Raw genomic sequence first — 12,234 nt, forward strand, 5'->3', positions numbered from 1 at the left:
AATCGCTAACCCCCTTTGAAATCAAAAGGAATTTCGGCGGTTAAATCGGGCTGTTGGGAGTTTGCAAATTGATACTGGCGGAGAGAGAGGGATTCGAACCCTCGATACGGTTTCCCGTATACACGCGTTCCAGGCGTGCGCCTTCAACCACTCGGCCACCTCTCCATCCGGCTTGCTGTCGTGGGTGTCGTGCAAAATGCAAGAACTGACTGCAAACTCAGCGCCGTATCAAAGCTGACATTGGTCAGATGCCAAACATACGGTAGCGGCGCGCAATATAGCCAGAATGACGATATGATCAACTGCTATTTGCAAGATTTTGGATGAAATGCATCAGTTTCTGCAAAGGGCTGCGCGTTATTGTGTAACTTATTGTTTGTTTTATATAATTTTGACCTTCCCAAGGGATGTTTGCTGTTCTGGAGCGGTCGCATGAGGACAGTTTTCCCCGAAAAGCCGGTTTGCCTGTGTCAGGATCTGGATTCCTTCAAGGCGTTAGGACACGTTCATCATGCAAAGGATGAGCCTTCTTGTGAGTCAGGAATGTTATAATAGAATCATGTCAGATTGCGTGTTCCTTTATAGTTTTACGATGATGTGCGCTGGCGCACGAAAGGGATGAAAGAGCTTGATCCGTTTAGTTTTTCGCGTTTTTTCGGTTCTGTTTCTGGCGCAGGCTGTCATCTTTGCCATACTTGACGGCGCCCGTTCGGTCGGGGCATCGCAACTGGTGTTCAGGCCGTTGCTTGCCATGTGGGAACGTAATGCACCGGAAAGCCTCATGGATTTCGAAACATGGATATCGCAGCAGTTCGGCGCGGATATATGGAACAGGTTTGTCGTTCCCGCTCTTGAACAGCCGGGATGGCTGATATTTGGTATTCTGGCGCTGGCTGCCTATCTGATAGGGTATAAGCGCGAACGTCCGTTTGGTCGCTTTGGGATCTAATCATACTATTGGAGAACAAGATGCAGATCTTCGACCGCTATCAGAAGAAGATGCAAATGCCTGCGCCTGAAGAGGCGCTTCCCGGTCGACCAGACGCGATACCAACCGCGCGGAACCATTTTGTTTCCGGTCGTCCGCTGAAAGGGCCATGGCCCTCGGGCATGAAGCAGATCATGTTCGGCATGGGCTGTTTCTGGGGAGCGGAGCGTCTCTTCTGGCAGATACCGGGCGTCTATGTCACGGCGGTTGGCTATGCCGGCGGCCTGACGCCCAATCCGACCTATGAGGAAACCTGCACGGGGCTTACCGGCCATGCCGAAGTTGTGCTGGTGGTCTATGATCCGGCCGTTGTCTCGCTGCAGGACCTGCTGAACCGTTTCTGGGAAGAGCATGACCCGACGCAGGGCATGCGGCAGGGCAATGACATTGGCACGACCTATCGCTCGGTGATCTATACATTTGATGCCGGCGATCGCGCCATTGCCGAAGCAAGCCGCGAGGCCTATGGCAGGGCGCTTGCCGCGCGCGGACTGGGGGGCATCACCACCGAAATTGCTGATGCGCCGACTTTCTATTATGCCGAGGAATATCATCAGCAATATCTGGCCAAGAACCCGAACGGCTATTGCGGCCTGCGCGGCACGGGTGTTTCCTGCCCCCTGCCATCGGCGTGATCAAGGACAGCTGAAACCGGATCGCCCTGGAAAGCGCTGCGATCCGGGGCGGTAAAGCACACTGAACCTTGGAACCTTGAAACAAATGGAGCGCAGGTTGCCCTGCGCCCCATTTGATGATCAGGCATTCGGTTTTACCAGTGCGGCGGTCTGGTGACCGGCACTTCCGGTGCCGCCTGTTCTTCCAGCACAAGAAACCTGTCGGTCAGCGCATTCAGCTTTTTGGTCAGCTGCTCGATGGTTTTCCAATGCTCGGTGACGACGGAGGAGAGTTCTTCGATCGTCTTTTCTTGAAGCGCAACGCGGATTTCCAGTTCGACCAGACGTTCTTCGGTGGTCATGATCCTGTCCTCGCTTGCAGATGAATATCATCTGCAGTCTAGCAGAAGTGTTCCGCTCTGGGGATTATTTCGTTCCGTACATGCGGTCGCCGGCATCGCCCAGACCCGGAACGATATAGCCCTTGTCATTCAGGTGACTGTCGATGGATGCGGTGAAGATCTCGACATCCGGGTGTGCCCTGGTGAAGCGCTCAATACCTTCAGGTGCTGCCAGCAGGCAGACAAAGCGGATATTGGTTGCGCCGCGTTCCTTCAGCTTGTCGATGGCGGCGACTGCGGAATTTGCCGTGGCCAGCATCGGGTCGACCACGATGATCAGGCGGTTGGCAATATCTTCCGGCGCCTTGAAATAATATTCAATCGGCTGCAGCGTGTCGTGATCGCGATAAAGGCCGATATGCGCCACGCGGGCGGCCGGCACCAGATCCAGCATGCCTTCCAGAAGGCCATTGCCAGCACGCAGGATGGAGGCGAAGACCAGCTTCTTGCCTTCCAGTACCGGCGCTTCCATCGGTACCAGCGGCGTATTGATCTCCATCGTGGTCAGTTCAAGATCGCGCGTTACTTCATAGCACAGCAGCAGCGAGATTTCCTTCAACAGCCGACGGAAGCCGGCTGTGGACGTCTCACGCATACGCATAATGGTGAGCTTGTGTTGAACAAGCGGGTGATCGACAACCGTAACGCCCATGATCTTTCCAATTCCTATTTTCAACCGTGCGTCATCTTAGCCACCGAATACAGGCAAGGAAACGTGTGTGGCAACAGCGCGCACAGTTTTATGCGCTTTTTTCAGGATCGACAGCCTTGTGTGGCTGTTTACCAGATCCGTCAACAAAACCGAAATGTGTTTCGCTGCCGGCTTGTATCGGCTGGCACAAGGTTTATATGCTTTAAACACAATATCGATTTCGTGATGGAAAAGCAGGTAGAACGATGAGCCAGCAGAACGGCAATACAGAGCGCGTCGGCGTGAATGGTGGCATGGAGCAATCGTTCGGCTTCAGAAAGGTCGATGAAACCGAAAAGCAGGGCCTGGTCAACGACGTTTTCCATAAGGTCGCCAAGCGCTACGACGTGATGAATGATCTGATGTCGGCTGGCATGCATCGCGTGTGGAAGGATGCGATGATTGCCTGGCTGGCGCCGTCGAAGCGTTCGGGCTGGCGCTCGCTCGATGTTGCAGGCGGTACGGGCGATATCGCCTTTCGCATTGTTGAAGCCTCTGGCCGTCAGGCACATGTCACGATTCTTGATATCAATGGCTCGATGCTCGGTGTCGGGCGTGAACGCGCCATCAGGAAGGGTCTGATCGACAATCTCGATTTTGTCGAGGCCAATGCGGAAGAACTGCCGTTCGAGGATAACAGTTTCGACGCTTATACGATTGCCTTTGGCATTCGCAACGTGCCGCATATTGATAAGGCACTGTCGGAGGCTTACCGCGTATTGAAGCCGGGCGGGCGTTTTCTCTGCCTTGAATTTTCCGAGGTTGAAATGCCGCTGCTGGACAAATTCTACGATGCGTGGTCGTTCAATGCCATACCGGCAATGGGCAAGATGATTACGGGTGATGCCGATTCCTATAACTATCTGGTCGAATCGATTCGCAAATTCCCGAAACAGCAGGATTTTGCCGTGATGATTGAAGCTGCCGGTTTTGAGCGCGTCAGCTTTCGCAATTTCACCGGCGGCATTGCCGCGCTTCATTCTGGTTGGAAACTGTAATCGTGAGTATTTCGGCTGCATTCCGGCTGATGCGGGCCGGATGGATCCTGACGCGTGAGGGCGTGATCGCGGCGCTGCCCATCGAAGGTCTTTCGGGGCTGCCGGCATTGGGGCACAGGATTGCTGGCTGGCTGGCGCGTCCGCGCGCGCGCCATGTCCAGCGCTCGGAACGCTTGTCGCGGGCGATGAACCGGCTGGGGCCATCCTATGTCAAGCTGGGCCAATTTCTCGCCACACGTCCGGATATTGTCGGGCGGGCGGTCGCGGCCGATCTGGAACTGTTGCAGGACAGGCTCGACACTTTCCCGCAGGAAGAGGCGATTGCGACGATCGAAGGCTCGCTTGGGCGCACGATCGATGATCTCTTTGTGCGCCTTGATGCGCCAATCGCCGCTGCTTCCATGGCGCAGGTGCATCCTGCCGAGGTGATGAAGGATGGCAGGCTGCAGAAGGTTGCGGTGAAGGTCATCCGTCCGGGCGTGCGCCAGCGTTTCCAGCGCGATCTGGAAAGCTTCTTCATGGTGGCGCAGCTGCAGGAAAAACATATTCCCTATATGCGCCGTCTGCGCCCGGTTCAGGTGGTCAAGACGCTGGAACAGACCACGCGTATTGAAATGGATCTGCGCCTTGAGGCCGCGGCATTGTCCGAAATTGCTGAGAATATCAAGGATGATGCCGGCTTCCGCGTGCCTGCCGTGGATTGGGAGCGCACGGGCCGCGATGTGCTGACGCTGGAATGGATAGACGGCATCAAGATGTCGGACATTGATGCGCTGAAGGCGGCGGGCTATGACTTGAAACAGCTTGCCGTGACGCTGATCCAGTCATTCCTGCGCCATACGCTGCGCGACGGTTTTTTCCATGCCGACATGCATCCGGGCAATCTGTTCGTTGACCGCAACGGCATGATTGTTGCTGTTGATTTTGGCATTACCGGGCGTCTGGACAAGGAACATCGCCGTTTTCTGGCGGAAATCCTCTATGGCTTTATCACGCGCGACTATATGCGCGTGGCGGAGGTGCATTTTGAGGCGGGCTATGTGCCGCATACGCATGATGTGACCAGCTTTGCCCAGGCTATCCGCGCCATTGGCGAACCGATCCACGGCCAGCCAGCCGAAACCATTTCCATGGCGAAACTTCTGACCCTGCTGTTTGAAGTGACCGAGCTGTTCGACATGGAAACACGCACCGAGCTGTTGATGCTGCAAAAGACCATGGTGGTGGTGGAAGGGGTTGCACGCACGCTTGATCCGCATTTCAACATGTGGAAGGCGGCAGAGCCGGTTGTCGGCGACTGGATTGCCAATAATCTTGGGCCGCGCGGCATGATGCTCGATGCGCGGGACAGCGCTTATGCGCTGCTGCATCTTAGCCGCAAGACGCCGGAATTTGTACGGCGCTTCGAGCGCCTGTCCCTTGCCATGGACCAGATGGCGGAAAAAGGCCTTCGCTTCGATGCTGAAACGGCAGAGGCTATTGGCCGGGCCGAGGCGCAGCATTCGCGCTGGGGACGGATTGCGCAGATTGTGATTGCAATTTCACTGGCTGCAATCGCGATAAAGCTTATTCTTTAGCTTTTCGTCCAGGTTTTTGTTGACTGAAAAGCCAAAATTGATTTCATTGATTGCACTGTAACCATCTAGGTGCAATCAAATGGCCAGTATCACCATCCGTAATCTCGATGATGCAGCCAAGGAGCGTTTGCGCATCAGGGCCGCGCAAAATGGCCGCTCCATGGAAGAGGAAGCGCGGATATTGCTGGCGGGGCTTGATGTGCCGGATGCGCCGAAATCCGTTTCCCCTGCCATCAGCGCTTCGCTTGCGGGAAAGCGCATTTTGCTCATCATTGGCGGCGGCATTGCTGCCTACAAGACGCCAGATCTGATCCGTCGCCTGCGGGAGCGCGGTGCAGAGGTGCGCCCGGTCATGACCCATGCCGCGCAGCAATTTGTCACGGCGCTGACCATTGGCGCGGTTGCGGCTGATCATGTCTATACCGATCTGTTTTCGCGTGAGGACGAGCAGGATGTCGGCCATATCCGTCTGGCACGTGATGCCGATCTGATCGTGGTGGCGCCAGCCACGGCTGATCTGATGGCGAAGATGGCGCATGGTCTGGCGGATGATCTGGCAAGCGCGGTGCTGCTTGCACGAAAAATTCCGGTTCTGATTGCGCCCGCCATGAACCCGGCCATGTGGGACAATCCGGCGACACGGCGCAATCGCCTGACGCTGGAAAAGGATGGCGTGCATTTCATTGGCCCGGAAAAGGGCGAAATGGCCGAAAGCGGCGAGGCGGGCACGGGTCGGATGAGCGAGCCGCTTGCCATTGTCGCGGCCATTGAAGCCCTGCTTGCGCCAAAGGCGCGTCCGCTTGCCGGCAAGACCATCGTGATGACCTCCGGTCCGACGCATGAGCCGATTGATCCGGTGCGCTATATTGCCAATCGCTCGTCCGGCAAACAGGGCCATGCCATTGCGGCGGCGCTGGCGCGGCTGGGGGCAAGCGTGCATCTCGTCTCCGGCCCGGTCAATATTCCGGATCCGGAAGGTGTCCATGTCATCCATGTCGAGACCGCGCGCGAGATGAATGCGGCGGTCGAACAATTATTGCCGGCCGATGCGGCGGTGATGGTGGCGGCGGTGGCTGACTGGCGCACCGCCAATACGGCCGACCAGAAGATCAAGAAAAAGCCCGGCGAAAGCGCTCCCACGCTCAGCATGGTGGAAAATCCGGATATTCTCGCCGGCGTTGGCCATAGTCCAAAGCGCCCCGGTCTGGTGGTCGGCTTTGCAGCCGAGACGGAAAATGTGCAGGAAAATGCACTGCGCAAGCTGGAAAGGAAGGGCGCAGACTGGATCGTTGCCAATGATGTTTCCGGCGATGTGATGGGTGGCGACAACAACCGCGTGCGCATTTTAAGTCGCGACGGCATCGAGGAATGGCCGCAGATGAGCAAGGATCAGGTTGCCGAAAGACTGGCGGAAAAAATCGCCGCCAGACTTCTGGCATGATCAATCGCTCGGTGCGCGTCAGGCCTTGCCGCGCACCTGATAATCCTTGACGGTGGCAAAACGGATATCCTTCCAGCGCTCGGCCTCATAATTGAGCGAGAAGGCGTTCTGGGCAAGGAAGACCGGATCATTGTCGAGGTCATGCGCGATATCGGCGCGGTGTGCGGCAATGAAACGCTGAAGCTCTGCCGGGTCATCAGCGGAAATCCAGCGGCAGACTGTAAAGCGCGCAGCTTCAAAGCCAACCGGCAGCGAATATTCCACCTTGAGGCGTTCGGTCAGGACGTCGATCTGCAGCGCGCCGACGACGCCGACAATGGCGGGCGAGCCATCATCCGGCACAAAGAGCTGAACCACGCCTTCTTCGGCCATCTGCTGCAGGGCCTCGCGCAGCTTCTTCGCCTTCATCGCATCATCCAGACGCACGCGACGCAGGATTTCCGGGGCAAAGTTCGGCACGCCGCGGAACAGAATGTCTTCCCCCTCGGTCAGCGTGTCGCCAATGCGCAATGTGCCATGGTTCGGGATGCCGACCACATCGCCGGCAAAGGCTTCATCGGCGATCTGGCGCGAACGGGCAAAGAAAAATTGCGGCGCCGACAGGCTCATCGGCTTGCCGGTGCGCACCAGCTTGACCTTCATGCCGCGCGAAAGCTTGCCGGAGCAGACGCGCAGGAAGGCGATGCGGTCGCGGTGGTTCGGATCCATATTGGCCTGGATCTTGAACACAAAACCGGTCATCTTGTCTTCGGTGGCCTTGACCATGCGGGTATCGGCCTGCTGGTCGCGCGGGCTTGGGCCATAATCACAGAAGGCGTCGATCAGATCGCGCACGCCATAATTCTTGAGTGCCGAGCCGAAATAGACCGGCGTCATATGGCCTTCGCGGAAGGATTGCAGGTCAAACGGGCGGCAGACGCCGCGTGCAAGCTCGACACTGTCGATGAAGGCCTGTCGTTCATTTTCCGGCAAAAGCTGCGCGGCTTCTTCCGGGCCGCTTACCCTGGTTGGCTGTTCCTCATTGTCCTGACGGCGCAGCGTATCATTGTGCAGGTCAAACGTGCCGGCAAAGCTTTTGCCCGAACCGATCGGCCAGGTGATCGGTGAAGTATCAAGAGCAAGCTTTTCCTCGATCTCGTCGAGGATTTCCAGCGGATCACGCGCTTCACGGTCCATCTTGTTGATGAAGGTGACAATCGGAATGTCGCGCATGCGGCAGACTTCAAACAGCTTCAGCGTGCGCGGCTCGATACCCTTGGCGGCATCGATGACCATGACGGCGCTGTCAACGGCGGTTAGCGTGCGGTAGGTATCGTCGGCGAAGTCTTCGTGGCCCGGCGTGTCGAGCAGGTTGAAGATGCAGTCCTTGTATTCGAAGGTCATGACCGAGGTGACGACGGAGATGCCGCGGTCGCGTTCAATGTTCATCCAGTCCGAACGGGTCTGGATGCGGTCTTTCTTGGCCTTCACTTCACCGGCAAGCTGGATTGCGCCGCCAAACAGCAGCAGTTTTTCGGTCAGCGTGGTCTTACCGGCGTCGGGGTGCGCGATGATCGCGAATGTGCGCCGTTTTGATACTGGGTGATCTTGAGACATCAGAAACTCGTCATGGCAAAGGGCTTGCGCAGGCTGCGCGCCACGTAAATGTTGCGCTGCATCTAGCAGGCTCGTGCCAAAAGGTCGAGTTCAAATGAAAAGCGGCGCTGAACGCGCCGCCTGGAATGTCGGAGATTTATTGCAGGATCATTTCCTGATGCCAAGGCCGAAGGCGATGAAGGCCCAGCCCTGGAAGATCAGGTCGATGGCAAGGAAGAGCCCCAGAATGAACAGGCTGTTCACCGGCCATTGCAGTGCGACCACCAGACCGGCAAGGGCGGTCACAACGCCACCGGCCACGATCCAGCCCCAGCCTGTGGCAGGCTTGGACTTGAAGCCCTGATAGATACGGAAAATGCCCGAGCCGAGCAGGGCGGCGGCAAGCAGGAAGGTCAGCACGCCTGCGGCAAGGATCGGGTTGATAAAGGCGATGACGCCGGCTGCGGCATAAAGCAGACCGCTCAGCACCCAGAAGAAGAACTGGCCCCAGCTTTTGACGCCGAAGGCATGGATGATTTCAATCACACCGGCAATCAGCATCATCATGCCGACGTAATAGACCGAGACGACAGTGGCCACAACCAGATTGCCAAATGCAATGCCACCCAGGACAAGAAGCGCCACACCAAGTGCTACGAACCAGCCCCATTTGCTGGAAACTTCCGACGGCATGAGTGACTGATCATGATTATTGCTGATTGACATAGATTTTTCCCCAATTACCCATCTATGCTGTACCATAGTTGAAGTGAGTGGCCTTGACTAGCGTCTGCTGTTTTAGGCAGACGATTTTTAGACTCTTTTGACAAGTGGCGCTGCCCATTATATCCCTTTGCCATCTCAGTATTTTTCAGCTTATTGTCTTGGTGATGGTTGATCTCGTTTCAAATTACTGGCCCCATATTCTTGCGGTTTTGTCAGTCGTGCTGGGCACGAGTGCTGCCGTTCATGCCACCATGACCAAGGACGAGGTGCGCACCGCACTCGGCTGGGTCGGCGTCATCATGCTGTCGCCCTTTGTCGGGGCGATCATCTATGCGGTTGCCGGCGTCAACCGCATGCGCCGCAAGACCATCGGCCAGCAGCGCGATACAAGAGGGCGGGCGGCGCAATATCACCTGTCGCATTTTGACACCACCAATGAACGGGTGCGCCAGATCTTTGGGAAACAGTTCGGCGCGATGAAAATACTGGGCGATGTGGTGAGCCCCTATGATTTCACCAGCGGCAATGAGATTTCCATGCTGGAAAATGGCGATGATGCCTATGCCGCCATGCTGGCCGCCATTGCCGGGGCCAAACGCAGCGTCTTTCTGGAAACCTATATTTTCGACCGTGATCCGATCGGGCTGAAATTTGTGGAAGCGCTTGGTGCGGCCGTCAAACGCGGCGTCGAAGTGCGGGTGCTGGTCGATTCGGTCGGCGCGCGCTATTCCTTCCCCAGCATCGTCAAATTGTTGAAGGAAAATGGCATCAGGGTTGATGTCTTCAATGGCAATATCATCATTGGCCTGCGGCTGCCCTATGCCAATCTGCGCACCCACCGCAAGATCTTGGTCGTCGATGGCCAGATTGCCTTTACCGGCGGCATGAATATCCGAGCCGGCTTCACCCATGCCTATGCGGGTGACGCGGCTGCCGTTGATACGCATTTCCGGGTTGAAGGCCCGGCCGTGGCCGATCTCTTCCATATCGTGGCGGAAGACTGGCGCTTTACCACGAAAGAACTGTTGAGCGGTGAGGCATGGCAGATTGCAGCGCCCAGAAATCCGCCCGGCAGCGGCACGCTGATTCGTGTCGTCGCCTCGGGCCCTGACCGCAATATTGAAACCAACCATCGCATGATGATGGGGGCGTTTTCGATTGCGCAGGAACATATCCTCATCATGTCGCCCTATCTTCTACCCGACCGCGAACTGATCAGCGCGCTGGTCACGGCCGCACGGCGTGGCGTTTCGGTCGATATTGTTGTGCCGGGGGTCAATAATCTGAAACTGGTCGACCGCGCCATGCGGGCACAATTCGACCAGCTTCTGAAGGGCGGTTGCCGCATCTGGCGCGCAGGCGGCGCCTTCAACCATTCCAAACTGATGACGATCGATGGTGCGTGGAGCTATGTCGGCTCATCCAATCTCGACCCGCGCTCGCTGCGGCTGAATTTTGAGGTCGATATGGAAATTCTTGACCACACGATGGCGCGTCAGGTGGAAGAGCGCATCGGCAAGGTGATCGAGACGAGCCATCAGGTCTATCTGGAAGAGCTGAAGGCCCGACCGTTCCTTTCGCGGCTGGCCGACCGTATCATCTGGCTTGGCTCGCCGTTCCTGTAAATCCTACGACACCAGTTGCTGCAACTCGTCCTGCTGCGTCTGGCAGTTCAGATATTCCATCGCGCCGCGCAGATTGACATGCGCCTTCAGCGGCAGATGATCGGAAGCAACGCGGGCAAGTGGCGTATTATGCACCTCAACCGAGGTGACAAGATTATGCGGCGTGCTGAGCACACGGTCGAGCGCCAGTACGGGAAAGCGCGACGGAAAACTTGGCACGGCCGTTGCCTCATGGTTGAAGATCGGCAGGAGTGATGCCAGCGAAGAGCGCTTGCCGATACGCCATTCGTTGAGATCGCCAATCATCAGGGTTGGCAATGTGTCGGCTTCCTGCAGGATCGACAGGATGGTTTCGGCCTGCTGCTCGCGCGAGCGCTTCAACAGGCCGAGATGGGCGGCGATGACTCTCAGATCGCCGGCCGGAAACTGCAGATCGACAATGATCGCTCCCCGCGGCTCGACGCCGGGCAGGGCAAGCTGGCGGACATTCCTGACCACGCCTTCCCGAAACAGGATGACATTGCCGTGCCAGCCATGCGCCTTTGGCATGGTGGAGGTGATCGGCACGGGCACCAGGCCGTGGCGGCGTTCCAGAAGCCCCAGATCAAGCAGGCCGGCGCGTTCGCCGAAACGCTTGTCTGCCTCCTGTAGCGCGATCACATCCGCATCGATTTCGCTGATCACATCGGCGGTGCGCTGCGGGCTGAAGACCTTGTCGATGCCAACGCATTTGTGGACATTATAGGAGGCAATGACAATGTCCCCGCCACCGATATTGGCGCTGGCCGGCCTGAAACCCGGACGGTTGCGGATCGCCTGAAGGATCGTTGACGAGAGGCGGCTTGGCCCTTTTTTCCTGTGCACCCTTTTATACCCGTATGTGGTTTGACCAGAGACAAATATAGTATCGCGTCATGCTACGCCAAGTCGACTCTGTATAAAACAACGATGCCCAGCGTCACAAATCATTGATGGGCGCGCGAGAGAGGTGTTACTTGTCAAGAATTGCGGTGTTTTGATGTCAGAACCACGCTTTGTTATTTGGACAATATCCTTGGCTGCCTGAGAAAGACAAAGACTGCGCGGTTTGACTTGCGGCTGCCAGGCGTTGTTGCAGGGATCTGATTGCCGATCAATTCTGGCATGCCCTGGAGATGCTGCTTCCATGCGCGACACAACCCGGGCGCAACCTGTTGCATTGAGACGAAGGGCCATGCCCCTGTCTTGTCTGGGCATGAGCTGTCCTGAAGCCGCACCTGCCGTTTAGAAGCGGGAACCGGAAAACATCAATGAATTCAAGCAACAAAAAAGCCCGCGCAAACGGGCTTTTTGGGCTGCTTCCAGACCTTGGTAATGGTCGGAAGACTTGGAACTGGTGCCCAGGAGAGGACTCGAACCTCCACGCCCTTGCGAGCGCCAGCACCTGAAGCTGGTGCGTCTACCAATTCCGCCACCTGGGCAACGAGCACCCATCTAAGGGGTCAGCCTGCTTCTGTCAATCGCGTTTTCCATCTTAATCCAGCTTTTTTTATGGAAGCTTTGTGGACAGGCGGAAAAGCAGGCCAAAAAAGCAAAAATTGCAGCTAACACACTGATAT

General features: G+C 56.8%; 11 protein-coding genes and 2 tRNA genes. 6 read left to right on the plus strand and 7 right to left on the minus strand.

Annotated elements, in window-relative coordinates:
- Positions 1–75: 75 nt before the first annotated feature.
- A tRNA-Ser gene (locus ACFO1V_RS03705) sits at positions 76–165 on the minus strand.
- A 463-nt stretch (positions 166–628) separates the two neighbouring features.
- On the opposite strand from ACFO1V_RS03705, the gene ACFO1V_RS03710 reads away from it, so the two are divergent.
- The gene (locus ACFO1V_RS03710; protein ID WP_374831934.1) at positions 629–949 is read left to right on the plus strand and encodes a hypothetical protein; all 321 of its coding nucleotides are present in this window, start codon (positions 629–631) and stop codon (positions 947–949) included.
- Between the two features lie 20 nt (positions 950–969).
- Complete coding sequence (msrA, locus tag ACFO1V_RS03715) at positions 970–1,623, plus strand: peptide-methionine (S)-S-oxide reductase MsrA (protein ID WP_374831932.1); 654 nt, start codon at positions 970–972, stop codon at positions 1,621–1,623.
- 134 nt (positions 1,624–1,757) lie between these two features.
- On the opposite strand, the gene ACFO1V_RS03720 is transcribed toward msrA, so the two are convergent.
- Together ACFO1V_RS03720 and upp are read right to left on the minus strand one after the other, a co-directional pair.
- Positions 1,758–1,964, minus strand: a complete 207-nt coding sequence (locus ACFO1V_RS03720; protein WP_374831930.1) for a SlyX family protein — start codon at positions 1,962–1,964, stop codon at positions 1,758–1,760.
- Positions 1,965–2,028: 64 nt separating this feature from the next.
- A complete protein-coding gene (upp, locus tag ACFO1V_RS03725; protein WP_374831928.1) occupies positions 2,029–2,655 on the minus strand; it encodes a uracil phosphoribosyltransferase in 627 nt (208 codons plus the stop codon).
- Positions 2,656–2,900: 245 nt separating this feature from the next.
- On the opposite strand from upp, the gene ubiE reads away from it, so the two are divergent.
- The 3 genes from ubiE (at position 2,901) to coaBC (ending at position 6,710) form a co-directional block, all read left to right on the plus strand.
- Positions 2,901–3,692: a bifunctional demethylmenaquinone methyltransferase/2-methoxy-6-polyprenyl-1,4-benzoquinol methylase UbiE gene (gene ubiE, locus ACFO1V_RS03730; RefSeq protein ID WP_374831926.1), complete on the plus strand. Its 792-nt coding sequence runs from the start codon at positions 2,901–2,903 to the stop codon at positions 3,690–3,692.
- Positions 3,693–3,721: 29 nt separating this feature from the next.
- Positions 3,722–5,269 carry a 2-polyprenylphenol 6-hydroxylase gene (gene ubiB, locus ACFO1V_RS03735; RefSeq protein WP_374831948.1) on the plus strand — a complete coding sequence of 516 codons (1,548 nt, stop codon included), beginning with the start codon at positions 3,722–3,724 and terminating at the stop codon, positions 5,267–5,269.
- Between the two features lie 79 nt (positions 5,270–5,348).
- A complete protein-coding gene (coaBC, locus tag ACFO1V_RS03740) occupies positions 5,349–6,710 on the plus strand; it encodes a bifunctional phosphopantothenoylcysteine decarboxylase/phosphopantothenate--cysteine ligase CoaBC (RefSeq protein WP_374831924.1) in 1,362 nt (453 codons plus the stop codon).
- 18 nt (positions 6,711–6,728) lie between these two features.
- Here coaBC and ACFO1V_RS03745 read toward each other — a convergent pair whose 3' ends face one another.
- Both ACFO1V_RS03745 and ACFO1V_RS03750 read right to left on the minus strand, forming a co-directional pair.
- Positions 6,729–8,306, minus strand: coding sequence for a peptide chain release factor 3 (locus ACFO1V_RS03745; protein ID WP_374831922.1), 1,578 nt, complete (start codon positions 8,304–8,306; stop codon positions 6,729–6,731).
- Between the two features lie 147 nt (positions 8,307–8,453).
- Positions 8,454–9,011: an HdeD family acid-resistance protein gene (locus ACFO1V_RS03750; RefSeq protein WP_374831920.1), complete on the minus strand. Its 558-nt coding sequence runs from the start codon at positions 9,009–9,011 to the stop codon at positions 8,454–8,456.
- A gap of 164 nt (positions 9,012–9,175) precedes the next feature.
- On the opposite strand from ACFO1V_RS03750, the gene cls reads away from it, so the two are divergent.
- On the plus strand, positions 9,176–10,636 hold the full coding sequence (gene cls / locus ACFO1V_RS03755; protein ID WP_374831918.1) for a cardiolipin synthase: 1,461 nt from the start codon (positions 9,176–9,178) through the stop codon (positions 10,634–10,636).
- Between the two features lie 3 nt (positions 10,637–10,639).
- Here cls and ACFO1V_RS03760 read toward each other — a convergent pair whose 3' ends face one another.
- Positions 10,640–11,500: an endonuclease/exonuclease/phosphatase family protein gene (locus tag ACFO1V_RS03760; protein WP_374831916.1), complete on the minus strand. Its 861-nt coding sequence runs from the start codon at positions 11,498–11,500 to the stop codon at positions 10,640–10,642.
- A 509-nt stretch (positions 11,501–12,009) separates the two neighbouring features.
- Positions 12,010–12,096: transfer RNA gene (locus tag ACFO1V_RS03765), tRNA-Leu, on the minus strand.
- Positions 12,097–12,234 lie beyond the last annotated feature (138 nt).

Origin of the sequence: Daeguia caeni (assembly GCF_042653845.1) — a bacterium.
Classification (GTDB): domain Bacteria; phylum Pseudomonadota; class Alphaproteobacteria; order Rhizobiales; family Rhizobiaceae; genus Brucella; species Brucella caeni.

What these genes read in the sequence shown, in the direction of transcription:
- cls (WP_374831918.1), top strand. Translation starts at nt 9,176, where the DNA reads ATGGTTGATCTCGTTTCAAATTACTGGCCCCATATTCTTGCGGTTTTG.
- ACFO1V_RS03720 (WP_374831930.1), bottom strand. Translation starts at nt 1,964, where the DNA reads ATGACCACCGAAGAACGTCTGGTCGAACTGGAAATCCGCGTTGCGCTT.
- ubiE (WP_374831926.1), top strand. Translation starts at nt 2,901, where the DNA reads ATGAGCCAGCAGAACGGCAATACAGAGCGCGTCGGCGTGAATGGTGGC.
- ACFO1V_RS03750 (WP_374831920.1), bottom strand. Translation starts at nt 9,011, where the DNA reads ATGTCAATCAGCAATAATCATGATCAGTCACTCATGCCGTCGGAAGTT.
- upp (WP_374831928.1), bottom strand. Translation starts at nt 2,655, where the DNA reads ATGGGCGTTACGGTTGTCGATCACCCGCTTGTTCAACACAAGCTCACC.
- ACFO1V_RS03745 (WP_374831922.1), bottom strand. Translation starts at nt 8,306, where the DNA reads ATGTCTCAAGATCACCCAGTATCAAAACGGCGCACATTCGCGATCATC.
- coaBC (WP_374831924.1), top strand. Translation starts at nt 5,349, where the DNA reads ATGGCCAGTATCACCATCCGTAATCTCGATGATGCAGCCAAGGAGCGT.
- msrA (WP_374831932.1), top strand. Translation starts at nt 970, where the DNA reads ATGCAGATCTTCGACCGCTATCAGAAGAAGATGCAAATGCCTGCGCCT.
- ubiB (WP_374831948.1), top strand. Translation starts at nt 3,722, where the DNA reads ATGCGGGCCGGATGGATCCTGACGCGTGAGGGCGTGATCGCGGCGCTG.